Source organism: Halotia branconii CENA392 (assembly GCF_029953635.1).
GTDB classification, from domain to species: Bacteria; Cyanobacteriota; Cyanobacteriia; order Cyanobacteriales; family Nostocaceae; genus Halotia; species Halotia branconii.
In genome coordinates this window covers 1,780,072-1,804,425 of the sequence record NZ_CP124543.1, presented here as the reverse complement: position 1 = coordinate 1,804,425, position 24,354 = coordinate 1,780,072, and the positions used below count along the sequence as shown (strand labels likewise).

Annotated in this window: 21 protein-coding genes; 13 read left to right on the top strand and 8 right to left on the bottom strand. The window is 40.5% G+C overall.

The features are described 5' to 3' along the window. Positions 1 to 613 precede the first annotated feature (613 nt). From QI031_RS07985 to QI031_RS07945, 9 genes are all read left to right on the top strand, one after another. Complete coding sequence (locus tag QI031_RS07985) at positions 614 to 1,102, top strand: DUF2231 domain-containing protein (RefSeq protein WP_281484655.1); 489 nt, start codon at positions 614 to 616, stop codon at positions 1,100 to 1,102. A 2-nt stretch (positions 1,103 to 1,104) separates the two neighbouring features. After that, positions 1,105 to 1,692: a DUF2231 domain-containing protein gene (locus tag QI031_RS07980; RefSeq protein WP_281484653.1), complete on the top strand. Its 588-nt coding sequence runs from the start codon at positions 1,105 to 1,107 to the stop codon at positions 1,690 to 1,692. A gap of 71 nt (positions 1,693 to 1,763) precedes the next feature. Further along, on the top strand, positions 1,764 to 2,681 hold the full coding sequence (locus QI031_RS07975) for a cytochrome c oxidase subunit II (RefSeq protein WP_281484652.1): 918 nt from the start codon (positions 1,764 to 1,766) through the stop codon (positions 2,679 to 2,681). After that, on the top strand, positions 2,671 to 4,338 hold the full coding sequence (locus QI031_RS07970; protein WP_281484651.1) for a cytochrome c oxidase subunit I: 1,668 nt from the start codon (positions 2,671 to 2,673) through the stop codon (positions 4,336 to 4,338). The genes QI031_RS07975 and QI031_RS07970 overlap by 11 nt, the downstream gene beginning before the upstream one ends. A gap of 205 nt (positions 4,339 to 4,543) precedes the next feature. Beyond that, the gene (locus tag QI031_RS07965) at positions 4,544 to 5,209 is read left to right on the top strand and encodes a cytochrome c oxidase subunit 3 (RefSeq protein ID WP_281484650.1); all 666 of its coding nucleotides are present in this window, start codon (positions 4,544 to 4,546) and stop codon (positions 5,207 to 5,209) included. Between the two features lie 25 nt (positions 5,210 to 5,234). Then, positions 5,235 to 6,602, top strand: a complete 1,368-nt coding sequence (locus QI031_RS07960) for an NAD(P)/FAD-dependent oxidoreductase (protein WP_281484649.1) — start codon at positions 5,235 to 5,237, stop codon at positions 6,600 to 6,602. Between the two features lie 162 nt (positions 6,603 to 6,764). Continuing rightward, positions 6,765 to 7,727, top strand: coding sequence for a VOC family protein (locus QI031_RS07955; RefSeq protein WP_281484648.1), 963 nt, complete (start codon positions 6,765 to 6,767; stop codon positions 7,725 to 7,727). A gap of 93 nt (positions 7,728 to 7,820) precedes the next feature. Further along, entirely contained in the window at positions 7,821 to 8,063 is a 243-nt protein-coding gene (locus tag QI031_RS07950; protein WP_281484647.1) for a helix-turn-helix domain-containing protein, read from the top strand. Between the two features lie 55 nt (positions 8,064 to 8,118). Continuing rightward, positions 8,119 to 9,108 (top strand): DNA-methyltransferase, encoded by a 990-nt coding sequence (locus tag QI031_RS07945; protein ID WP_281484646.1) that lies wholly within the window; start codon positions 8,119 to 8,121, stop codon positions 9,106 to 9,108. A gap of 19 nt (positions 9,109 to 9,127) precedes the next feature. Here the strand turns inward: QI031_RS07945 and QI031_RS07940 are convergent, their stop codons facing one another. Beyond that, positions 9,128 to 9,721, bottom strand: a complete 594-nt coding sequence (locus QI031_RS07940; protein WP_281484645.1) for a PDDEXK family nuclease — start codon at positions 9,719 to 9,721, stop codon at positions 9,128 to 9,130. A gap of 284 nt (positions 9,722 to 10,005) precedes the next feature. Between QI031_RS07940 and QI031_RS07935 the strand changes: the two genes are divergently transcribed. Then, entirely contained in the window at positions 10,006 to 11,649 is a 1,644-nt protein-coding gene (locus QI031_RS07935; protein WP_281485958.1) for an alpha-amylase family protein, read from the top strand. Between the two features lie 84 nt (positions 11,650 to 11,733). Here the strand turns inward: QI031_RS07935 and QI031_RS07930 are convergent, their stop codons facing one another. The 4 genes from QI031_RS07930 to psbB all read right to left on the bottom strand — a co-directional run bounded on the left by QI031_RS07930 (position 11,734) and on the right by psbB (position 16,069). Continuing rightward, a complete protein-coding gene (locus tag QI031_RS07930) occupies positions 11,734 to 12,468 on the bottom strand; it encodes an HAD family hydrolase (RefSeq protein WP_281484644.1) in 735 nt (244 codons plus the stop codon). A gap of 139 nt (positions 12,469 to 12,607) precedes the next feature. After that, positions 12,608 to 13,768, bottom strand: a complete 1,161-nt coding sequence (locus QI031_RS07925; RefSeq protein WP_281484643.1) for a 30S ribosomal protein S1 — start codon at positions 13,766 to 13,768, stop codon at positions 12,608 to 12,610. A gap of 553 nt (positions 13,769 to 14,321) precedes the next feature. Next, on the bottom strand, positions 14,322 to 14,429 hold the full coding sequence (locus QI031_RS07920; RefSeq protein WP_281484642.1) for a photosystem II reaction center protein T: 108 nt from the start codon (positions 14,427 to 14,429) through the stop codon (positions 14,322 to 14,324). A gap of 113 nt (positions 14,430 to 14,542) precedes the next feature. Continuing rightward, positions 14,543 to 16,069 (bottom strand): photosystem II chlorophyll-binding protein CP47, encoded by a 1,527-nt coding sequence (psbB, locus tag QI031_RS07915; RefSeq protein WP_281484641.1) that lies wholly within the window; start codon positions 16,067 to 16,069, stop codon positions 14,543 to 14,545. A 1,015-nt stretch (positions 16,070 to 17,084) separates the two neighbouring features. Between psbB and QI031_RS07910 the strand changes: the two genes are divergently transcribed. The 3 genes from QI031_RS07910 to hetI all read left to right on the top strand — a co-directional run bounded on the left by QI031_RS07910 (position 17,085) and on the right by hetI (position 20,468). Continuing rightward, positions 17,085 to 17,915, top strand: coding sequence for a hypothetical protein (locus QI031_RS07910; protein ID WP_281484640.1), 831 nt, complete (start codon positions 17,085 to 17,087; stop codon positions 17,913 to 17,915). Positions 17,916 to 17,976: 61 nt separating this feature from the next. Next, on the top strand, positions 17,977 to 19,290 hold the full coding sequence (locus QI031_RS07905; protein ID WP_281484639.1) for a hypothetical protein: 1,314 nt from the start codon (positions 17,977 to 17,979) through the stop codon (positions 19,288 to 19,290). 458 nt (positions 19,291 to 19,748) lie between these two features. After that, positions 19,749 to 20,468 carry a 4'-phosphopantetheinyl transferase HetI gene (gene hetI / locus QI031_RS07900; protein ID WP_281484638.1) on the top strand — a complete coding sequence of 240 codons (720 nt, stop codon included), beginning with the start codon at positions 19,749 to 19,751 and terminating at the stop codon, positions 20,466 to 20,468. A gap of 19 nt (positions 20,469 to 20,487) precedes the next feature. Here hetI and QI031_RS07895 read toward each other — a convergent pair whose 3' ends face one another. The 3 genes from QI031_RS07895 to QI031_RS07885 all read right to left on the bottom strand — a co-directional run bounded on the left by QI031_RS07895 (position 20,488) and on the right by QI031_RS07885 (position 24,241). Beyond that, positions 20,488 to 21,492: a hypothetical protein gene (locus tag QI031_RS07895; RefSeq protein ID WP_281484637.1), complete on the bottom strand. Its 1,005-nt coding sequence runs from the start codon at positions 21,490 to 21,492 to the stop codon at positions 20,488 to 20,490. 14 nt (positions 21,493 to 21,506) lie between these two features. Then, positions 21,507 to 22,904, bottom strand: coding sequence for an MBOAT family O-acyltransferase (locus QI031_RS07890; RefSeq protein WP_281484636.1), 1,398 nt, complete (start codon positions 22,902 to 22,904; stop codon positions 21,507 to 21,509). A 476-nt stretch (positions 22,905 to 23,380) separates the two neighbouring features. Next, the gene (locus tag QI031_RS07885) at positions 23,381 to 24,241 is read right to left on the bottom strand and encodes an SDR family NAD(P)-dependent oxidoreductase (RefSeq protein ID WP_281484635.1); all 861 of its coding nucleotides are present in this window, start codon (positions 24,239 to 24,241) and stop codon (positions 23,381 to 23,383) included. Positions 24,242 to 24,354: the final 113 nt, after the last annotated feature.

The following is a 24,354-nucleotide window of genomic DNA, read 5'->3' as shown; positions in this document are numbered from 1 at the left end:
AAATACACAGTATTTACCTAATCTATCCAGAGAAAGATAAACAGTATATTGTTTGACTAATCAATATTTCAATTATTTGTCATTTGTGTGACAACAGTATGTCTTGGTTTTTAAGATTTGTAAAATTTAATTTAAAGACTTATATCAATCTCAATTAAGACTTATAGTATATTCATAACAGTTGAGTTATTAGTTAAAATAAAATATTGAGTTCATCAATCTAAAATGATAGAAAAAAGAGAATAATGTAAGACATTAAGATTTTTTTAGCCACGTTTAAAGTTTCTGATAACATTTAGTCAGGTTAAATAACCAACTATTATTAAAATCAACCATTTTCTGTTTTTCAGAAATGTAAATTTAAGTTGAGTTTAATAGTAAATTGCAATAATGTTTAGTTTAGTAACTTCTGCGAAACAATAAAAATAGTTACTAAAAAATGTAAATATGGAAAAAGCTTTTTATTTCAAAAAATATCTGAATGATCTTAAGTTTAATTGCTTGATAGACTCCTAAGACAACAGTACATTTAAAAAATAAGGAAGAATGCATTAAACGGATAAAAATTCTATATAAGATAAATATTTAGTTAGACTCAATCAAGGAAAAAATAATGCCTACTCTGTCTTTGAATAACCAAAATTTACCATACCCTGACCCTATACATCCAATCATCGTTCACTTTGTCATTGCGATGGTATTTTTTTCTTTTTTCTGCGACGTTGTAGGCTATTTCACTCGCAATGTGCGTTTGTTTGAGGTCAGTTTCTGGAATATGTTTGTGGCTTCAGGAGCTATTTTCTTAGCAGTGATTTTTGGTCAGTTTGAAGCGGGTTTAGCGAACATTTACGAAGCCGCACAGTCTACGCTAAATTTTCATACTGTTCTGGGTTGGTCATTAGCAGCGCTTGTTGTTGGTATTACAGCTTGGCGTTTAGTAATTCGCAATAGCAATCCTCTAAAAATTCCACCTGCTTACCTTGGTGTTAGCACATTTTTAGTTTGCCTTGTGTTCTTACAACTTTATTTGGGAAGTAAGCTGTTTTGGGTATATGGGTTTCATGTAAAGCCAGTGGTTGAAGCGATGAAGCAGGGAGTTTAGAAATGAACTCACAACTCATTAATCAGTTGGGATTAAGACTAGGTGCTAATGGACTACCTTACGAAATACCAATACATCCCAGTTTGGTACATTTGACACTGGGACTGTTTATTATTGCCATTTTGTTTGATATAGCAGGAACGCTTTTTCCTTTAGAAAGATCAATCTTTAAATTTTTAAATTTAACTGCCATTCGTTCGGGCTTTTTCGATGTCGGTTGGTACAACTTAGTCGGAGCAGCTTGCATTACATTTTTCACTGTCGCTGCCGGTTTTTTCGAGTTACTGCTAGCAAACCCACCAGCTAATCAAAAAAGTGCTTGGGGTTTGAGTGTTGGTTTAACAATGCTTCTACATGGTTTAGGTGGTGTATTTTTGTTGGGGATCATCGTTGCCATGACTGTATGGAGAGGTTTGCAACGCTATTACTGGCGTAAGAATGCCTCTAGGCAAGTGCAGTGGAGTTACTTACTAGTGGGTGTTGTCATGTTTGGTATTTTATTTGTTCACGGTACTCTAGGGGGGCAATTGGGATCCGAGTTTGGGATTCATGTAACTGCTGCTGAGTTAGTTAAAGAAGGAAAAAATTAATTAATTAGATCCCCGACTTCTCAAAGAAGTCGGGGATCTGAACACCGAGAAAAACCTGTAAAAACTGCTATATGTTTACTTTTTTGGAATATATATTAATAGCTTTTTATGTAGCAGGGCTGCTGATTGTCAGTCGTTGGATTGGGCAACAAGCCTTTTCTTGGATGCCTGTTCAAGCTACAGCAGAAGCGCAACGTGTAGATGATTTGTTTAGCTTTTTAGTTTCCATTGGCGCTTTCATTTTGTTGGGACTTGTGGGCGTTATAGTCTACGCGATTATTTTTCATCGAGCGCGCCAGAAAGACTACAGCGAAGGACATTCCGTCAGAGGTGATGCGCGGATAGAGTTGCTTTGGACAGCTGTACCAACTCTGTTAGTGTTATGGATTGCTTTTAAAGGTTTCAGTATTTATCAACAATTAAATATTCTAGGTCTTCAGCAAATCGTACATTTGCATACACCTGTAGAATCTCCTGCGTACGCCACAGTAGCCAATAAACCCCAACCAGCCACTGAAACTATTGATGTTTTTGTGAAGCAATGGGAATGGTCTTTTCGCTATCCTAATAATCTGACTAGCAAAGAATTACATTTACCCGTTAATCGCAGCACTCGTTTAAATTTACACGCGCAAGATGTAATCCACGGTTTTTATGTATCAGCATTCCGCTTAAAGCAGGATATTATTCCCAATCGCAACATTGATATTGTGCTGACACCCATTCGCTCAGGCAAATACCGACTGAAAGATTCTCAATTCAGTGGTACGTACTTTGCCTTAATGGAAGCAGATGTATATGTTGAACCTCTAGATACATATAATCAATGGCTTACCCAAACTACCGCTAATGAACCAACTCAAACTAAAGATTGGGTAGTTGCCGAAAGTATCCAAGCACACAAGACATTTTTTAATAGTGGCTGGCAGACTTTCATACCTGCTTCACCTGCCATTGCTAAGGAAAGGAAAGTAAGTAATGACACATGACTCTAGTATTAACACAGATGGAGAGTTGAACAACTCCTCTAACGAATCTGAGCAAAATTGGCGGCGTTATTTTAGCTTCAGCACTGATCATAAAGTGATTGGTGTTCAGTATATGGCGATGACCTTCATGTTCTTCTTAATTGGAGGGCTGTTGGCGATGATTATTCGTGCCGAACTGCTGACCCCAGAAGCGAATGTGGTTGACCGTCCCTTGTACAATGGCTTATTCACCATGCACGGGACAATCATGATTTTTTTGTGGATTATCCCGTTTAATGCAGGACTTGCCAACTACCTTGTACCGTTAATGATTGGAGCGCGGGACATGGCATTTCCTCTGCTGAATGCGATCGCTTTTTGGATTTTGCCCCCAGCTGGTCTATTATTACTATCTAGCTTTTTGCTGCCCAACGGAACTGCCCAAAGTGGTTGGTGGTCTTATCCTCCCATCAGTCTACAAGTTCCCCCTGGTTACATTAACGGTGAATTTATTTGGATTGTTAGTCTTATTCTCATTGGCATCTCTTCAATTATGGGGGCTATCAATTTTTTGACTACCATCTTCTGGATGCGCGCACCGGGAATGACATTTTTCCGAATGCCTGTATTTGTTTGGTCGGTGATGAGCGCCCAGTTATTACAACTAATTAATTTACCTGCCCTGACAGGTGCATTGATACTGTTATTGTTTGACCTGTCTTTGGGTACACAATTTTTTAAACCCTTAGAAAATGGCGACCCCGTTATTTATCAACATTTATTTTGGTTTTACTCTCACCCAGCAGTTTATATCATGGCACTACCCGCCTTCGGGATTTTTGCGGAAGTTTTGCCTGCCTTTGCCCGTAATCCTTTGTTTGGCTATCGTTCAGTCGCTCTAGCCACATTGGGTATTGCCTTAGTCAGCATCTTTGTTTGGGTGCATCACATGTTCACTAGCGCCACTCCTAACTGGATGCGGATGACCTTCATGGTGACATCAATGTTAGTTGCTGTTCCTACTGGTGTGAAAGCTTTCGCTTGGACAGCCACCATCTGGAGAAGCAAGTTGCACCTAGAAACACCCATGTTATTTGCAATGGGTGGTGCAACCATGTTTATTTTTGGTGGGATTACTGGTGTAATGCTTGCCGCTACACCATTTGATATTCACGTTAACAACACTTACTTCGTTGTGGGTCATTTCCATTACGTCGTTTTCAACACCATTACGATGGCCATCTTTGCAGCAATTTACTTTTGGTTTCCCAAAATCACCGGTAGGATGTACTCCGAAGGTTGGGGAAAGCTGCATTTTTGGTTAACTTTTATCCCTGCCAATATTACCTTCTTTTCCATGCACCCATTAGGTTTGCAAGGAATGTTACGCCGAATTTCCTCTTATGATCCCCAGTATCAAGGATGGAATATCATCGCCAGCTTAGGAGCATTTTTACTAGGAGCATCCACACTGCCTTTTATTGCTAATATTGTTGGTTCTTGGTTATACGGGCCAAGAGCAGTTAACAATCCGTGGCACGCCACTGGTTTAGAGTGGATAACCTCCTCACCACCTCCGCGAGATAACTTTGAAGAAATTCCCATTGTCAAAAGACCCCCTTACGACTACGGCGATCCCAAATACTCAGTTTTGGAAAACTCTAATAATAGGGACTAGGAATTAGGGGCTAGGGGCTAGTAAGGAGGCAGAGGGAGGCAGGGGAGCAGGGAGCAGGGAGAAAAGGAGAAAGATTAAAGATTAGGTACACATCTTTAAAATTCAAGGCATTTTTTTAACTTCCCCCTTGCACCCCGCACCTTGCCCCTCTGCCTCTTTCCCATGCCCCATGCCCAATGCCCCATACCCCATGCCCAATTGAATTATGCAACGTCGAACTATCCACATAGATGAAAGTCCTATCCGTCTGGAAAAATGGCGGCAATATTTACCAAATTGGCTAAAAAGATTTCTACCTTCTGGCGGCGGAAATGCGGAGGATCATCATGGTAAGGGAATATTTGGGTTTGTCGTATTTCTGTTGTCGGAGAGCATAGTTTTTTTGAGTTTTATCTTGACTTATGTTGCTCTGCGGTTAACTCATACTGACTGGCTACCACCCGGTGTTAAGGGGCCGGATTTGTCTACCTTTGTGATGATCAACACCGTCATATTGCTTTCTAGCAGCTTTGTTATTCAACCCGCAGAAAATGCACTGCGACGTAATCAACTCAATAAATTTCGTTTTTTATGGCTGACAACGATCGCAATGGGAACTTACTTTCTAGTTGGTCAAGGAATAGAATGGAGTCAACTTGACTTTGGACTAACTACAGGGCTAGTTGGTTCAACATTTTATGTATTAACAGGCTTTCATGGTTTACACGTTTTGACTGGTGTAATTTTACAAGTTACCATGCTCGTTCGATCCTTCATTCCAGGTAACTATAATAAAGGTCATTTTGGTGCGAGTGTAACAACTCTGTTTTGGCACTTTGTTGATATAGTGTGGGTCTTTTTATTCTCTCTTCTTTACCTCTGGCAAGCATAAAAATTTAGCAATTTGGAGAGTTTTTATGAACAGCCCAGTTTATCAAACTGTAATTGTCGGCGGTGGCTTTACCGGACTATTTACAGCTTTGCATTTAGCTCACGAACATTATCCTCGCTCTGTAATCTTAATTGATAAAGACGAGCGCTTTTGCTTTAAGCCGTTACTCTATGAATATTTCGATGGCGAGATGGATACTTTCCAAGTAGTCCCGCGTTTTTCACAATTGCTTAAAGGTAGCGGTGTAATCTTTATTCAAGATACAGTGCAGTCGATAGACTTGCAGCAAAAAGCCGTCAAATTAACTTCAGGTAACACTTACAACTACAGTAATTTAGTATTAGCTTTGGGTAGTGTTACTGGTTATCATCATGTTGAAGGTGCTAGAGAACACGCCTTTCCTTTTTGGACACAAGCAGATGCGATCGCTCTTGACCGACATTTACGCGATTGTTTACAACGAGCAGTACAAACTGAAAATGCAGAACAACGTCGAAAACTATTAACAGTAGTCATTGTTGGCGGTGGTGCAAGTGGTGTAGAAATGGCGGCCACCATAGCTGATTTTATTCCACATTGGTATAGCGCTTTAGGAGGCAATTCCAGTGAAATTCGCGTAGTATTGCTCAATCATGGTCAAGAAATTCTCAGTGGTGATATTAACGATCCATTACGTGAAATTGCTGAACGCGAATTGCAGAAACGCGCTGTACCAATAGAGATGATTACAGAAGCCGAAGCTACTGCAATTCGTGTCAACTCAGTTGAATATAAACACCATGAGCAAATCAAGACATTAGCAACACATACTACAATTTGGGCAGCTGGCACTTCTACCCATCCACTGATTAAAGACTTGCCAATTCCTCAAGCACATCGAGATCATCACGGTCGCCCCTTAGTCAGTTCCACCATGCAACTGCTCGATTTTCCAGAAGTTTTTGCAGGTGGTGATTGTGCAGCGCTTCAAGGTAATTCACTACCACCTACAGCGCAAGTGGCTTATCAACAAGGAGCCAATATTGCCCAAAATTTAAAAGCATTAGCTTTAGGAGAACAACCCAAACCTACTAAAGTTAACATCCGAGGAACCCTTTTGAAATTGGGAATCAATGATGCTGCTGCTAACTTATTCAATATTTTTGAAGTTGCAGGTGAACCCGGACATTTAATCCGTCAAGGCACATATTTAACGCTATTACCAAGTCCAATTCACGACTTTAAAGCCACAACTGAATGGGTAGATGAAGAAATTTTTCATCAACATCTTGACCCTGACGATGTAGGGAAAAAAGTAGTACAAGCAGTAGAAGTAGTTAGTGCTGGAGTTGTGGGCGTTTTAGTGGCAAGAAGATTATTGAAAATGTTGGGAGATGAAGAAACTAGGGACTAGGGCGTGTTTTCAAACTCGAACTGTATGTAGGTTGGGTTTGAAAACAGTCTCTAGGGGCTAGAGAAAAGGAAGAACGAGTACTTAAAACTCTTTCTCCCCTTGCTCCCTGCTTTATCCCAACGATAATTATTGACATCGACCTACTTAAAAGGAGTCTTATTAATGAATACACCTACTGATACCAATATAAAGGTACAAAAAATTAGCGCTATTGGCTTAACAGTAACAAACAGCGATCGCTCTTTAAATTTCTATCAAGAAGCGCTGGGTTTTGAACTCATTGGCGATATCACTGTTGAAGGGCAAGATTACAGTGACCTCGAAGGTGTACCTGGGGCAAAAATTCGCATTGTCACCTTGCAATTAGGTGACGAACTCATCGAATTAATGGAGTATCTCAATATTGAAGGAAAACCTATTCCCAGTGATTCCCAAAGTAATGACTTGTGGTTTCAACATCTAGCGATTGTAGTAAGCGACATGGATCGCGCTTATGCTCATTTGCGTTCATTTCCCATTCAACCCATTTCTGTTGAACCTCAGACAATACCACATAGCAATAAAGCATCTGCCGGTGTCCGTGCTTTTAAGTTTAAAGACCCTGATGGTCATGATTTAGAGTTAATTTGGTTTCCGCTCGATAAAGGACAAGATAAATGGCATCAAAAGACGAATCGCTTATTTTTGGGAATCGATCATAGTGCGATCGCTATTTCCAACACTGAACAAAGTCTACACTTTTACCGCGACCTTTTAGGAATGCAAATAGAAGGAGGTAGTCTCAATCAAGGTGAAACCCAAGCGCGTCTTGATGGTTTACCACAAGCCAAAGTTCAAGTTACACCACTGCGACCAAGCCAAGGTGGTTTAGGAATTGAACTACTGGACTATCTTGTACCTGGAAAAGGTCGTCCTATGCCAAGTGACTGGAAAAGTTGCGATATTGCACACGTACAAATTGAGCTTGTTGTCAATGACATTGAACAGGCGGTAGAAATACTGCGACAAAATGGGGTTCAGTTTGTGTCATTGCGGATTGTACAGTTTAGCGATCGCTCATTTCCTTACAAACATGCTTGTTTAGTTAAAGACCCTGACGAACATACACTATTGCTGATTACATAATGACGTTTGCTTGTAAAACTTGAGTTACGCTTGAGAATACAATTTTGGGAATATTTTTAGTTGTGAGGCTACGGCATTTGCTGAGCTTATCTTATGACACACTCTTCTTCAAATGACGGTCTTCAATTACTCTCTGTGGCTCAAACTGCCAAACTACTTGGTGTAACTCGTCAGCGAGTTCACGACTTAATTAAGAATGAACAAATTATAGCTTGCAAACTAGGGCGTTATTACTATGTAGAAAATGCTGAGATAGAAAGATACAAGAATCAACCTACTGGCAAGCCCTATCAGCCACGTAGTACGACTTCTCAGCCATCTTTTATTGACAATTGACAATAGAGTTTATAAACTTAAACTATAATCAAATAAAGTAATAAAGGTTACATAAATGCTACCCTTCCAACTGATTACAACATCAGTTGCTACTCAGCAAGGACTGCGACAGGTTTACATGAGTGAGCATGGCATTCTTTACCAAGGGGACTGTCTCAAACTGTTGTCAGCACTACCCGATGAATCTGTAGATATCGTTTTTGCCGATCCACCTTTCAATCTTGGTAAAGAATACGGTGAAGGTGTAAGCGATCACATGGAAATAGACAAGTACTTAGCTTGGTCGCAGCTTTGGCTTTGTGAGAGTATTCGAGTACTTAAACCTGGCGGAAGTTTATTTATATTCAATCTTCCTAAATGGTGCATAGACTATGGTGCATATCTTAATAAGCAAGGGATGTGGTTTCGGCATTGGATAGCTTGCAGAATGCCAAAGGCTTTTCCTAGAGGAAAAAAGATGTCTCCTGCTCACTACGGACTACTTTATTACACCAAAGGAGAACCAGCAGTTTTTAACAAGGTATACACACCCATTCAAGTTTGTCGCCATTGTGGCGGAGAAGTTCGTGATTATGGTGGACATCGGAAAAAACTAAACGAAAAAGGTATTAACTTAATGGATGTGTGGGATGAGCCAGAAGATGTTTGGGAAGATGCTGCTGAGGCTAGTATTAATGAAGTCTTATGGACACTAACAGAGGAAGTGTGGACTGATATTCCACCAGTTCGGCATCGTCAGCACAAAAAACGAGTTCCCAACGAACTTGCTCCGATTATGCTAGAGCGTATTATTGCAATGGCATCTAATCCAGGACAAATTGTAGTTGATCCATTTGGAGGCGCTGGTACTACATTCTATGCAGCTGAAAAACTACATCGTTACTGGATTGGTTCAGAAATTGGGAATATAGATCCGGCAGTGGAACGGCTGTCTCAGCTAGCTAACGGAATTACAGAGCAATGGGAATCAGCAAGAGGAAACAAAAAATTGAAGCCACAGAAAAAAACTGGATCGCAACTCTCGCTTCCCTACTTGACACAGTAGTTATCCATACAGAAAAATTTCAGATCAACGCACGACCATCTGTTCCTTTAATAATTGTGGGAACATTGCTGTCAACTTGATCGTGTTCAATTACAAAGATTGCAAGAAAACCTTCTTCAATCCTGATTGCTCGCCAAACATCAAAGTATGGTTCTAATTCTTCAAAGTTACCGATTCGATCAGTCAGGTAAGGGTACAACTTCCTGCTAGGAAGTACCAAAGCAGCACCAAGAAAAACACCACGTAGTAATCCTAAAACTAATTTATTAACTGCTCGATGGCTTGAAGAGATGTTACCAGTTTCCCACTCAAGAGCAAAAAAGTAATTGTCGATGACTTTTGTTGCATCTACTTTTCCAGGTGATTTAGTTGCGTAGTTAATTGAGGTTTCAAGCCTCCAACCGAATCGATCTTTTAACGCAATCATACAAGCTTCTTTGATTGGCTTGACACCGTTACCATGTCTTGTTGGGTTGATTGTAAAGCTCAGTGTACCAGAAGGATGTACGATTAGAGAGATAGCATTGCGGACTTCGGAGCGAATGATAGACCAATCCTTTGATTCTTCAAAGCTACCAACACTTATCAAGGATACTTCTTGAATAATCTTCATATATCTGCTTACTTACTTGACCTTTGACAAGTTAAGAGTAGACCCGTTAAGTATGCTTATACTAAGTTGCAATCAAAAATAGTACTTTCCTCACCTCGAATGAGTAATAATTCATCGCCCAAAATCAAAGCATATAGCAATTTAAGTATCAAAGTCTAAAATAGCGATCGCCAACGTAATACGTATTTAGTAGTAAAACCATACAAGTAAATTTAACACCATCGATAGATACACAAGAAAAACCAAGCAAAGCTACGATAGCTGAGGCGATCGCTGTGACTATTATGTTAGACCTCTGGTATAAAAGTGCTGTTATCTATTGCATCGATGTTGAAACCTTTATGGATGGTAATAGCGATGGCACAGGAGACTTTGAGGGACTAATTGATCGCTTAGATTATATTGCAGGTTTAGGGATTAACTGTATTTGGCTGATGCCGTTTTATCCCACCCCAAACCGAGATAACGGCTATGACGTAACGGATTACTACAGTGTAGATCCGCGGTTGGGAACATTAGGAGATTTTGTAGAATTTATCCGTCAAGCAAATGATCGCGGGATGCGCGTGATTGTTGATTTAGTAATTAATCACACCTCAATTGACCATCATTGGTTTAAAGCTGCTTGTAAAGATAAGCATTCTAAATACCGAGATTATTATGTTTGGTCAGAGGAAAAACCTGCTGATGCAGAAGAAGGAATCATTTTTCCTGGCTATCAACAAAGTACCTGGACATATAACGAGGAAGCTGGAGCTTATTACTTTCACCGCTTCTTTGAACATCAGGCAGATTTGAATATTGGCAATCCTCAAGTTCGGCAAGAGTTCGACAAAATTATGGGCTTTTGGCTACAACTGGGGATTTCTGGCTTTCGAGTTGATGCGGCTCCGTTCTTAATTGAGCTAAAGGGGATTGAAAAACGGACAGATATTAAAGACCCCTACCATTATCTCAAACAGATGCGGAGCTTTCTTTCTTGGCGACGAGGAGATGCGATCATTCTGGCAGAAGCGAATGTGCCAATGGCGGATGTACCAAAATATTTTGATGATGGCGATAAATTGCAAATGCTGTTTAGCTTCATTGTCAATCAATATCTCATGCTTGCCTTGGCTCGTGAAGCAGTGGCTCCTTTAATAAAAGGATTGCAAGCACCGCCAGAAATTCCCGATATTTGTCAGTGGGCGCACTTTATCCGCAATCACGATGAATTGTCGCTAGATAAGCTTTCTGAGTCGGAACGTGAAGAGATATTGAGCAAATTTCATCAAGATAAACAGCAAGTATGGATTTATGATCGCGGTATTCGTCGTCGTTTTCCTCCTTTAGTGCAGGGCGACGCGCGTCGTATTCGTCTGGCTTACAGTCTCATGTTTACTATGCCAGGCACACCAGTCCTGAAGGCGGGTGAAGAAATTGGTATGGGAGACGACTTATCGTTACAACAACGCGATGCTAGCCGCACCCCAATACAATGGTCAGCAGAGTCTAATGGAGGGTTTTCGACTGCTCCTAGGGATCAACTGATTCGACCCGTAATTAAAGAGGGAGAATATGGCTACCCACAATTGAATGTGATTGCTCAACGCAGAGATCCCCACTCACTTTTAAATTGGATGGAACGAGCAATACGGATGCGTAAGGAATGTCCAGAGTTTGGTTGGGGAAGTTGGGAATTGATTGAGACAGACAACTCAGGAGTGTTGGCTATACACTATCAGTGGCGTGATGGAACGGTTGTTGTCCTTCATAATCTAGCCAAAGATAGTTGTACTGTAACTCTAAACTTGGGTAGCGATCGCGAATCCCGTTGGATTGATTTGCTGGGAGATCAGCCTTATGAGCCGATAGAACATCCAGAACGCGGTATACAGCTTGAAGGCTACGGTTATCGCTGGGTGCGCGTTGGTAGGGAACACCTGTGACAGAAGAAGGGAACACTTCGGCTACGCTCAGTGCATCGCAGGGAACAGATAAAGATCCTAACAATTTTAGCTACTGCTATATTCCTAAGCTGATAAAACTTGAATTTCATCAAGTTGGTTAATTACCACATCTGCACCTTGGACGTGATCTGGCTTATTTATCCAAGTGATACCAATACAACCTGCTGCGTTGGCATTGCGCGCCATTTGCATATCACCTACAGCATCTCCTACCATTAATGTAGCGCTCGGTTCAACTTTTAAGGTTTGGCAAGCTTGTATAAATAATATTGGATCTGGTTTACTGGGGCTGTCATCTACTCCCACTTCTACCTGAATGTAATCACTTAACTGATGTTGTGTGACAAAGGCATTAACTTCTTTTGTCGTCGCTGCTGAGAGGATGCCAAGCTTTAATTTTGCTGACGACAAAGATTTCAATATTTCTAAACTACCTACAAACATTGGTGCAGGAGTTGTACCGAGATATTTTTCCGCTTCATCCAAAGCTTGACGGGCAATTGTAAGCGACTCAAACCACCCTCTCCCAGTTTCGGCAATATAGGCGGCGGCGGCAATTTCTGTTTCACGGCGACTTGCTACGGATATTATACCTGCTGGGTCTAGGGTGTCGCCATTAATACCAAACGCCATTAATAAAGGTTCTCCAGTGCCAGGAATTTGAGCGTCTATCAACCGCGCTGCTTTTTGTCCTAGCGATCGCAAATACACTTTTGAGTCTTCTAAAGTACCATTTTTGTCAAAAAAAATTGCCTGGATATTAGTAAATGTCATGTTTCTACATTTAATAGTTGCCAAAGATTTCACCCCGCTTGATAAATTTAAAACTCAAATTATTCTCAGCTATTAGTTATTTTTAATCATAAAAAAAGAGGGATTTCCCTCTTTTTTTATGATGCTTTGATACTCTTAATTACAAATAAGCAAAACTAAAAGTTTATGACTCTTCAATAGCTACTGGAACTTCTTCAGTTTCTGCTACTGTTACTGGGGTTTCATCTTCAGTTTCTGCTACTGCTGAGGTTTCTTCTTCACTTACCGCAGTTACTGAAGTTTCTTCTTCACTCTGTTCTACAGTTGCTGAGGTTTCCTCTCCAGTCTCTGTTACTGCTGCTGCGGTTTCCTCATCAGTTTCCATAGCTGAAGGAATTTCTTCTTCAACTCCTTCTTCAGAAGCAGGAGTAGCAGTTAGACCTTGCTGTTTCGCTAACATCTGTTCTCGATATTTAGCAGCCATTTCTTCTGCTTTATCGTAAACCAAATCCCGGTTTTTAATCATGTCACCAGGTTCTGGTTCGAGCTGCTTGGTAGATAAGGAAATTCGACCCCTTTCTGCATCCAAGTCAATGATCATAACTTTGACTTCATCATTGACATTGAACACACTATGTGGTGTATCGATATGCTCGTGGGAAATCTCCGAGATGTGCAGTAGTCCGCTGACTCCACCGATATCGATGAAAGCACCGTAAGGCTTGATACCGCGAACTGTACCAATCACTACTTCGCCAACTTCAAGGCGATTCATCTTGCGTTCTACCAGCGCCCGACGATGAGATAGGACTAAGCGATTGCGTTCTTCGTCTACTTCTAAGAATTTCAAAGGTAGTTCTTCGCCTACCAATTCTTCTTTAGGTTTGCGGGTACTAATGTGGGAACCGGGAATAAAGCCCCGCAATCCTTCAATCCGTACCAATGCACCCCCGCGATTAGTAGCAAACACACCAGAGCGAACAGTAGCATCTTCTGCTTGCAATTGACGTACACGTTCCCAAGCCCGCATGTATTCAATACGACGAATAGAAAGTGTTAACTGACCATCTTCGTTTTCATCAGTTAGAATGAAAAATTCTCGCGTTTCGTTTGATTGTAAAACTTCTTCCGGGGCATCTACCCGGTTAATAGACATTTCTTGTATAGGTATATATGCTGCTGTTTTAGCACCTATGTCAATCAGAGCGCCGCGCGGCTCTATACTGAAGACGGTTCCTGGTACAACATCGCCAGGGCTAAAGTGATAATCGTACTTGTCAAGTAGAGCAGCGAAATCTTCGTGAGTAAATCCAATTTCTGTAGCGGTTAAGTTCTGATTGACCATGCTGATTTGTTCCTGGTTCTAGTCTCCGTAAAGTTTATGCCATAAGTGCGATTGATGCATAATGCGAGTTGCTGGGCAGCTTTCTACAATTACATCTTTTTCATCCTAGCGTACAAAAGCTAGTATTAACACATATCAACTTCCAGATAGGAAATTATATCATATAATCTGGGGCATAGGGCATAGGGCATAGGGCATAGGGCATAGGGCATAGGGCATAGGGCATGGGGCATGAGGCATGAGGCATAGAAAAACTCCATCCACTTGCGCTCTACGCTTTGGGAGTATTAAACCGAATCAAAAACAACACTTCGACAAGCGGTAGTTGAATCTCGACTTCGCGGCAGTTGAGCGTAGTCGAAACTCGATTACCGCGCAGCGCTGCACTGAGCCTGTCGAAGTGTCGAAACTCAGTGCATCGCTGACAACTGACCATTGACCACTAACAACTGACAACTTAAAATAATTGCCAAAACCAAAATATCCGCTGTCACCAAATAACGGTAGCAGCGGATACAAAGTTATATGCACTTACAAGCCTTGTAATAGCAATCTATTCGTCTTTTTTGTTTTCTATGCGGGGGGGTTCGCGGAATGCGATCGCAAAGAATAGAACACCTACTGCCAATGTCAAAATTAAGATGTACGCAACGCTTTCCATTTTAAAAACTCCTGCCTATCCAGCCAGTAATTAAGATATTAGGTATTGAGGATTAAGGATTGGGTAAAACTTTTTCTTAGTTCCCAATCCTTATTGTACCCAATCCCTAAAGGTTAAACTTCGGTACGGCGGGTTGTCTTGTCACCCACTTTCTGGAACAGACCCCACTCAACTTGCTCTTCTAGATCCGCATCAACACCAGCAAATACATCTCGGTAAATTGTCCGAGAACCATGCCAGAGATGACCAAAGAAGAATAATAGAGCGAATACAGCGTGTCCAAAGGTAAACCAACCTCTGGGACTGGTGCGGAATACACCGTCAGAGTTCAAAGTTTCTCGGTCAAATTCAAAGATTTCACCACCTTGAGCTTTACGGGCATATTTCTTCACATCAGCTGGATTTGTAATGGTTTTGCCATCTAAGTTGCCACCATAGAAGCTGACGGTGACACCAGTTTGTTCAAAACTGTATTTAGATTCTGCGCGACGGAAGGGAATATCAGCACGGATAACTCCATCAGCGTCAGTCAAAAGCACTGGGAAGGTTTCAAAGAAGTTGGGGAGACGACGTACTGTCAATTCCCGTCCTTCAGCATCTGTAAATACAGCGTGACCTTGCCAAGATTGGGCAATGCCATCACCTTTGACCATTGGCCCTGTACGGAATAGACCGCCTTTTGCGGGGCTATTGCCGACATAATCATAAAAAGCGAGTTTTTCAGGAATTTTTGACCAAGCTTCAGAAAGGCTGTCACCACTAGCAACATTAGATTGCACGCGGCGATTAATCTCTTGAGCAAAGTAGTTTTGATCCCATTGATAGCGGGTAGGGCCAAACAGTTCAATTGGTGTTGTTGCGCTACCGTACCACATCGTACCAGCGACGACGAAGGCAGCAAAGAACACCGCAGCAATACTACTAGAAAGTACGGTTTCAATGTTACCCATCCGCAGGGCTTTGTAAAGCCGTTCGGGTGGTCGGACTGTGAGATGGAATAAACCAGCAATAATGCCAACAACGCCGGCAGCAATGTGGTGAGCAGCAACACCACCAGGGTTATATGGGTTAAACCCGGCCGGCCCCCATTCTGGTGCTACTGCCTGGACACTGCCAGTGATGCCGTAGGGGTCAGAAATCCACATCCCTGGCCCAAATAGCCCAGTGAGGTGAAAAGCACCAAAACCAAAACAAAGTAGACCAGATAAGAACAGGTGAATGCCAAACATTTTTGGCAAGTCTAAAGCAGGTTCACCACTACGAGGATCTCTAAAGAGTTCCAAATCCCAATAAACCCAGTGCCAAACGGCAGCTAGGAACAACAAACCAGAAAGAACAATGTGAGCTGCGGCTACACCTTCAAATGACCAGAAGCCAGGGTCGGTTGCAGTTGCACTAGTTACGCTCCAACCACCCCAAGATTGAGTAACGCCTAAACGTGACATGAAGGGTAGAACGAACATCCCCTGCCGCCACATCGGGTTAAGAACCGGATCGCTGGGGTCATAAATAGCTAGTTCGTACAATGCCATTGAACCAGCCCAGCCTGCCACCAAGGCTGTATGCATCAAGTGTACAGAAATCAGTCGCCCTGGATCGTTCAGAACGACTGTATGTACTCGGTACCAGGGTAGTCCCATCGACTACGCTCCTCCTTGATAGAGTTATGTTTACAAAGCAATTTTCTTACCGAGATTTCTGAGTGGCTTTTGCCCCTCAAAAAGTTCTCTGAGTTTTTGTTATTGCCAAGGTCTTGAGTTTTACCACAGCGAAGTCTGATTAAGTTAGACAGTGTGGGTAGTTTGACCATGCTGATACGCTTTAGTAGCTTTACCTTATAGAGTAGCGATCGCCCGTATAACTGCCGAGAGGTTTTCTTGGGGAAAACGCCTCCCTTTTCCTAAGGAAACTGGTAAACACCTAGTTAGGCGTTTAGACGTTAGGAGGCACTACTCTTACGGAAACAACCTTTGAGGCGTTCATGCAATTACCAAACAAAAATGAGAATGTTTTAAAAAGTGTAACTATTGATGGAACTGTTTGCAAGCGTGTAATTTAGATGCGATCGCGTAGCCAGCCCTAGTTATCTTGCCATAAATCGTCGTCACAATCTCATTTGCGGATGATTTGGCTTGAATCATTGGACATTAAGTAGTGTTCAATTTTTAAAGTTGCCCATACAACATTTTCCTGGTCATTGCCCAATGGTAAAGTCAGTCCACTGAAGAATAATTTTTGACAACTCAAATGGCAAACCGAGAGTTACCAATTTACTGTCAAGCAAATAGCTTGTTGAAAGCTTAATTAATTCCATACATCAAGGTGCAGTACACAAAAGATATTTTTGTAACTAATAAAACAGTTTTTAAATAAAGTTACGTAGTTTTTGAGTGTAAGTAAGTTGGCACAAAAAAAACAAACTGTGTGAAGAAAAGTAAACAAAGCTCAAACTCTTTCTCCCGCTGCCCCCTGTCTTATCTCAAAGAGAATTATTTACGCTGATCTACTTAGTTCTTTATTGCCTTCGTACTTTATAAAAACTTGTTGTTTGTGTGACCAAGTAGTGAAATTACTGATGAGACAAAACAAGTTGAGTGTCACTCTCACTTTATGGTATATATTCAAACCTTAGAGGATGTCTGAAAAGTTAAAAAGATGAATATAAATTTGTTTAGAAAATTTGCTCCCCAAGTATTTGCGATCGCTGCAATGTTTAGTGTTGCGATATCTTATTATAAACCGCTACGAGTCTACGCCCAAGAAATTCCTGTTGAACCTCCCCAAGGAACAACACAACAACAAGAAATTCCTGTCGAACCTCCCCAAGGAACAACACAACAACAAGAAATTCCTGTCGAACCTCCCCAAGGAACAACTCAACAACAAGAAATTCCTGTTGAACCTCCCCAAGGAACAACTCAAAGAATTTGCTCTTTAGATCCGGTTGAGGATTTGTTACCTCCACCCCAACAAAGTCAGCAAGGTAATTCTTTGCTTTCTTACCTCGCTCAAGAAGGTTTTACCCAGAGCCAAGGTGGTGGTTGGGTTTGTTATGTAAATGATCCTAAAAAAGATGGACGTTACTATACCCTTTTTAAAGTTCAAGAGCTTGATGGAAAACTCATAGGAAGTTCTTTTCTTGATAACGGAAGTTTAATTAAGGGACAAGAAGAACGTAGTGTTGAGTTCTTTATGACCCTTGTTGAGCGTCACATGAATACTACTCCAGAAAACCTTCAAAGTATACGTAGATATTTGGAAAGCTTTGTTGCTCTAGTTAAAGAAGGAAAAATACAACCGTCACGGCGTGGCTTTCTCTTTGATCAACCTAACCGAGCATTACTTTTATACCACACACTCCCAACAGGAGAACTTAAAGGTACAGCAATTACAATCAATATTCAATCGCCCAATAGCTTAAGTTCCAATTCTGTAAAAAGAAAATTCCCATCATCTTTAAGAAATTCTTTAAAACAAAATCGATAAATCATGCCCCATTGTTAATCATGGGCAGGAAACTTCTTATTTCGTTTATCTGAGGTGCATCTTGTTGAAGTCAACTGTTCAAAATATTACAATTTTATTTTCGTCTGTTGCGGTGGCATTTTCTGCGTGTCAAGCTGCTACTGCACAACCAGTCGGGCTGGATGTTGGTGGGCGTTATCGTATTCCCCCAGGACAGGAGCCAGAGTATCTTCGGTATCAACTAGAACATAACAATGATCTACGCCAGATACGAGTTATCCCTGGATGTAGTGTAGGATATGGTCTAAGTTGTAACAAAACTGGAACAGTATTAGAGCGAATAATTAGTTCTAATGGCGGCCCTAGCTACCAGGAAATGTTAATACGTGCGGCTGGTGGGCAACAAAACTACAGTAATTTCGCTACTTTTTACGGTAATGATCCTAATCTTGATCAAATTCCCTACGCTTCGTTTTGGCAAGAACCGTCTCCCTCAATTGTAGATAGGTATCAATATGTTCTTGGGCAGTCTGTAAGTCGCAGTCCTGTACAAGGTTTAGGAACTGTAACTAAGAATTTCGCTTGGGCCCCATTATCAAGAAATAGTAATTCACTCAGTCCCCGTGATGGTTTGCTCGACTTGAAATATTCTTATGGTCGTGTGCTTTTAAATGAGGTGGCAAAAGTTCCTAACCTCAAGCAGCAGATTGACTCTTTAGATTTGCCTCCAGATATGAGGCAATATTATTTCAATACCATCTCTAGCGGTTTACGGGCGTTAAACGCTGGAAATGAGCAGGGACTGCAAAACAGCATTTTGAAAATATTTTCCTTTCCATACTCACCAACCTCTATTGTTGGCGGCGAGTTCGGACGTGTGCCAATCAATCCTCCAGACCAAATAGCGGAGGGGATACCGCTACCAGGAGAAGTCATCAGCATCAATCCAATATTCTCAGAGGGAGTAGATGTAGTTGCACCCCCAGATACTCCTTTAGCTTTTGAAGATTTTATCCAACCCGCCGGAGGTGCTGGTTTTCCAGTTTTACCAGTACTTGGAGGTCTTGGTCTTTTAGCACTGCTATTAAGCCTTGGAGGTGGAGATAATGGAGATAGTTCTTCAAGTCAGCCCATTCCTCCTGGAGGAGACATACCTCCTGGTGTTATCGTTCCACCTCCTAGCCCTAACCCTAATCCCCCTGAGTGTGATCTTACTCCTGGTGGGAATGGCCAAGTCGTCGGAGTTCCGTGTGACAACAATGTTCCTCCTCCACCACCCGAAGTCAAGAGAGTAATGGAACCATCAGCACTCAAAGCTATAGTCTTGCTAACTTTAATGATGTGTATACTCAATCGCAAACAACGGACTAGGCAGATAAAAAGTTTATCTAACTGAAGCGTGGAGATAAGTCAAGCAAAATTGATTACAGTTAAAACTTAGATGAAGAAGTTTCTCAAACTAAAGGACTATCTTGCTGAGATTTTTGGCTGTACTAGACTTATACCCCTGCTGCATAGCGAAAAATCCCTCAGTGGTTAACTGAGGGATTATGTTTTCCAATACTTTTTACATGAAATGTATCCCACTTCCAAAGCATAGCTGTCTTGGCAAAAAAAGGTGTGCCAAAATGGCTAATTTTTGAAATTATAAAAAGGATTGGAAATGGGGCATGGAGAAGAGGACAAGGGGCAGGAGGGCGCACACTTCGGCTGCGCTCAGTGATTGGGGGATGAAGAAAAATTACCTCTTTCTCCTTGTCTCCCTGCTCCCTGCTCCCTGCTCCCCTGCTTCTTTTGCTCCCCTGCTTCTTCTGCTCCCCTGCTTCCCTTGCTCCCTAGCCTCCAGTTTTAGTAATGAGTGGTCTTAATTGTATGTGGCTGTCTGCACCAACAGATTTAACTTTATTACCGAATGATGTTCATATCTGGCGAATTGAACTTGACCGACCTGAAGCACAGCTAGAGAATTTGGCCGCAACTCTTTCTAGTGATGAACTAACTCGCGCTCACAGGTTTCATTTTCAAGAACATCGCCAGCGTTTTATTGCAGGTCGCGGAATCCTTCGCCAGATATTGGGTAGCTATTTAGGTATCGAGCCGCAACAAGTACAGTTTGATTATCAACACCGTGGAAAGCCAGTATTAGCAGATACTTTGGCTAGTACTGGACTATTTTTTAACTTGTCTCACTCGCAAGGGTTAGCTCTGTGTGCGGTGAATTGCGATCGCCTAATCGGTGTAGATTTAGAATATATCCGCCCGATGTCTGATGTGGAGGCTTTGGCGCAAAGATTCTTTTTACCTAGAGAATATGATCTCATGCGATCGCTTCCTGCTGAGCAAAAGCAAGAAATATTTTTCCGTTACTGGACTTGCAAGGAAGCTTACTTAAAAGCCACTGGCGAAGGAATAGCGCAATTAGAAAAAATTGAAATAGTACTAACTCCTACAGAACCAGCTAGGTTGCAGACAATCAAAGACTGGAGTCTTTTAGAAATAGTACCTGCTGAGAATTATCTTGCTGCTGTTGCTGTGGCAGGTTTCGGTTGGCAATTGAAATGCTGGCAATATTAATATTTATGCAATAGTCTTTTTACCAACGGCTTTCTTCACCTTGCTTTTGCAAAAACTCTTTTAGTTTAGTTCTATGAAACTGCTGATATTCATTTAAACTATACTGATTAACACGAATGCCAAGATTTGTTTGTTCCCCTTCCAAAACTTTTGCTATTTGGTCGTTTACATTGGGATAGTAATGACTACCGTCATAAGTATTATCTGTTCTTGTTGTTAGCTTAGAAGGATATGAGAAATCGTATGTAACATCAAAGCTCTTTGCTACTTGATAAATTCCTGCTAACTGACAGTCCAACAAACCACGAGCATAACTATCATTAAAAACCTTCCAAGCTGAAATGGGTGGTACATAACTGATAATTTTAGCATTTGGAAATATTTGTTGTATTTTTGTGTAATAAGGTATGCGAGAAAATTCGCACTTCTGTTTATAGCTTTTATCGGAAAATTTGGGTTTATAATGTGAGGTATGCTTACTAACTCTACCCTGGAAAAATTGATCATAAAATCTAACCTCTGAAGTATTCCAAATTCCAGCAATTGTTTTTAAAGAAAACTCCAAAGTTTCAAAAGACAATAAATAAGATTGATAAATAGGTTTTGGCTCTGCCACCTCAACATTTTGTTTTAGTGGCCTATCATCTATAATAAAATTAAATGCGTCTATACCTACATATACTGTTTTAGGGTTCACACCTTTATTCTTAGCGTATGCAGCATATTTGGCAAACTCTTCAGCTCTTCCAGCACTAAAAGAATAATTGAAACAATGATTATTTTTAAATAATTTACTATTTAATAAAGTTACACGAGAACTACCAAATATCAGGCAATCATATTTCTGTCTATTACTATGTAAAAGTAGGTTAGTCTTAGTAAGTCTTTCATTAAAAGCTCTATTTACATGTGTTAATTTATTGCCGTTGAAATACCAAAGTGGGTCAATTGCTAAGTTAATTGCTCCAACAGACGAAAGAAGCACACCTACTACAGTAAAATACGTTTTAAAATAACCAAGCATCAGTTTTGATTATCCTAGAAGTCAAAGTACAAAAATTCACTAACTTTGGCAAGGTGCAAAAATGCAATTACAGTTAAGCCTGAAGTCACTACAGCATATATTTGATTAGGCTGCCATTGTAGTCTAGACCAAACAATGTTATTAGAAGATAATCTTTTGACTTTATCATAGTTTAATACAGGTTCATACTTACTCATCCATTCTTGGACATTAGGCATAAACCATGCGATCGCCAGTAAAATCAAAATATCAAAAACTATTTTCTTGCGTCCTATCATTATAAGTTCATTGCTGAATGATAGACCATTTAATCCAACCATACTTTTTATAATTATCAATGCAGTACTCATATTTTCAGATCTGAAGAATACCCATGCAAAGACAATTGCTATAAATGTTATGAACCAACTTACTTTCAAGCTTAACCAGTTATCTACTTTATAATTGTAACTCTTTTGTAAAGCATTCCATTGGTGGTTAATAACTAAATAAAACCCATGTAACCCACCCCAAAAGATAAATTGCCAGCCTGCGCCATGCCATAGTCCTCCTAACAGCATAGTTATCATTAAATTCAAATTACGTCTCATCTCACCTTGGCGATTACCACCTAGAGGAATGTATATATAATCTCGAAGAAAGTTAGAGAGGGTGATGTGCCATCTGCGCCAGAAATCGGTGATACTTGAAGCTTTATAAGGTGAAAAAAAGTTAATTGGTAATTTAATACCGAACATTCTAGCTATACCAATTGCCATATCAGAATAACCAGAAAAATCAAAGTATAGCTGTAATGTGTAAGCAAGTGCGCCAACCCAAGATTCTAAAAATGTAGGTAATACACCTTGAGCAGCAGCGTTAAATACTGGACTTGCATAGATAGCAATGTTATCTGCAAGTACAACTTTCTTAAATAGCCCTAAAGTAAAAATAGTTATACCCACTGCCAAATTCTCTGAATTAAACCGATACACAGTTTTATCATTAAATTGCGGCATCACCTCTGAGTGGTGAATAATAGGACCTGCAATTAGTTGAGGGAAAAAGCTAATAAATAGGCAGTAATCTACAAAATTATAATTTTGGGTTTCATTACGGTAAGAATCTACCAAGTATGCAATTTGTTGGAAAGTAAAGAAGGATATACCTAACGGCAGAATAATATTCTGTAAATTAAAGTTTATACCTAAAATATCTGTAACGTTTGCAACAAAAAAATTAGCGTATTTAAAGTAACCAATAAGGACAAGATTAATTGTTACACCCAAAATGAGTAATGCTTTTTTTCTAGCTGGCGATCGCAAATTTTGGTTTAGTGTATGACCTATAAAGAAGTTAAAGCTAATTGACACTAAAAGCAATAGTAAATACTTGGGATTCCACCAAGCATAGAAAAATAAAGAAGCGATCACTAAGAAAGCGATCGCTAATTTATGATAACCATATTTACCAAAAGAGAAAAATATTACAAGAGTAATTGGTAAGAACAGAAATATAAACTCTGGTGAATTAAATAATATAGGCTAAATGCATTTTTTATATTTTTAATCAAGCAAACAACATTTTGATAGAAAGCTACCATAACAGTCAACTTTTTCCTAGTAAAATTACTTAATTTACTAAAACTTCATAAAAGATTCATGATAGCTTAACTTTTTTTGCTTTTTAAGTAAAAGCACTTCTCAGGAAGTAAAAGGTACGATGAATTGGGTTACAAGCCAAAAAATTATGGATGGGTTTTAACAGTGAACAGTAAACAGTTATCAGTAGTATTTAATCTTGGGTTAAAGTTCCCGACTTCTCACAACTGGTAGGTTTCAGTCAGAGTTAAATCCTCGACTGACACAGTGATAACTAATAACTGTATTTAACCCTCCATAATTTTTTATTATTTATGATGGTTTCCGATTTCCACACGATTGGGAGTCCAATCTTCTACCCGTCGTTTGTTTAATTTGACTACACCCAACCAGCGATAAAGCATATCGACAACAGAAGGAGAAATTTGTCCAATCGCAAACATCAGTTTTGTTAAGCTTTCGGTAATCAGATTTTCGTTGACAATTACCTCTGCTTTGTTGTGCTTAATCGCACAGATAACAGCATCCGTTACGCGTTTTGGTATAGAAACTCCTGCTAACTTGGGTGCAGGAATGCGACTATCAGCGGTCATGCCAATTTCTGAGATATATCCTGGACAAATTGCCGAGAAATGAATGCCAGTACCTGCAAATTCTTGACGCATAGCATCATTCCACATAATTAAACCTGCTTTACTTGCAGAATAAATACTATTGTAAGCAACTCCTTTTTTACCTGCTAAAGAAGCAATATTAATGATGCGACCGCTACCCCGTTCTATCATGTTTGGCAGTAATAAACGAGTTAATTCCATAGCGGATATGAGATTAGTAACTAATATTGACTCAATCTCTTTTGTAGAATAGTCTACAAAAGCTCGATGAATTTCTACGCCAGCATTGTTAATTAAGATGTCAACTGAGCCGACAGTTTCTTGAACTTGATGGGTTAGGTTTGACAACTCTGCTATGTTTTTCATATCAAAAGGAATACTAATTCCTTGCCCACCCAAAGCTTTAATTTCATCACATGTTGTATCTAGTCCTGCTTGAGAACGAGAAACACAGATTATAGTTGCTTGTTCTTTTGCCAAAGCGCGGGCAAAATACAATCCCAAACCGCGTGAAGCTCCGGTCAAAAGTACTGTTTTACCTTTAAGGTTTGTCATTTTAAATTAGGAATAGGGCATGGGAAGGAGGAATTGGGGCAGGGTGCGGGGCGCAGGGGGAATGGAGAGGACAAGGGGCAGGGGGCAGGGGGTAGGGCGCACACTTCGGCTAC

Coding starts and splice junctions, on each gene's coding strand:
- QI031_RS07885 (WP_281484635.1), bottom strand. CDS start 24,241: ATGACAAACCTTAAAGGTAAAACAGTACTTTTGACCGGAGCTTCACGC.
- QI031_RS07960 (WP_281484649.1), top strand. CDS start 5,235: ATGAACAGCCCAGTTTATCAAACTGTAATTGTCGGCGGTGGCTTTACC.
- QI031_RS07980 (WP_281484653.1), top strand. CDS start 1,105: ATGAACTCACAACTCATTAATCAGTTGGGATTAAGACTAGGTGCTAAT.
- QI031_RS07985 (WP_281484655.1), top strand. CDS start 614: ATGCCTACTCTGTCTTTGAATAACCAAAATTTACCATACCCTGACCCT.
- QI031_RS07970 (WP_281484651.1), top strand. CDS start 2,671: ATGACACATGACTCTAGTATTAACACAGATGGAGAGTTGAACAACTCC.
- QI031_RS07895 (WP_281484637.1), bottom strand. CDS start 21,492: ATGCTTGGTTATTTTAAAACGTATTTTACTGTAGTAGGTGTGCTTCTT.
- psbB (WP_281484641.1), bottom strand. CDS start 16,069: ATGGGACTACCCTGGTACCGAGTACATACAGTCGTTCTGAACGATCCA.
- QI031_RS07965 (WP_281484650.1), top strand. CDS start 4,544: ATGCAACGTCGAACTATCCACATAGATGAAAGTCCTATCCGTCTGGAA.
- QI031_RS07945 (WP_281484646.1), top strand. CDS start 8,119: ATGCTACCCTTCCAACTGATTACAACATCAGTTGCTACTCAGCAAGGA.
- QI031_RS07925 (WP_281484643.1), bottom strand. CDS start 13,768: ATGGTCAATCAGAACTTAACCGCTACAGAAATTGGATTTACTCACGAA.
- QI031_RS07935 (WP_281485958.1), top strand. CDS start 10,006: ATGTTAGACCTCTGGTATAAAAGTGCTGTTATCTATTGCATCGATGTT.
- QI031_RS07920 (WP_281484642.1), bottom strand. CDS start 14,429: ATGGAAAGCGTTGCGTACATCTTAATTTTGACATTGGCAGTAGGTGTT.
- hetI (WP_281484638.1), top strand. CDS start 19,749: ATGAGTGGTCTTAATTGTATGTGGCTGTCTGCACCAACAGATTTAACT.
- QI031_RS07940 (WP_281484645.1), bottom strand. CDS start 9,721: ATGAAGATTATTCAAGAAGTATCCTTGATAAGTGTTGGTAGCTTTGAA.
- QI031_RS07975 (WP_281484652.1), top strand. CDS start 1,764: ATGTTTACTTTTTTGGAATATATATTAATAGCTTTTTATGTAGCAGGG.
- QI031_RS07910 (WP_281484640.1), top strand. CDS start 17,085: ATGAATATAAATTTGTTTAGAAAATTTGCTCCCCAAGTATTTGCGATC.
- QI031_RS07950 (WP_281484647.1), top strand. CDS start 7,821: ATGACACACTCTTCTTCAAATGACGGTCTTCAATTACTCTCTGTGGCT.
- QI031_RS07955 (WP_281484648.1), top strand. CDS start 6,765: ATGAATACACCTACTGATACCAATATAAAGGTACAAAAAATTAGCGCT.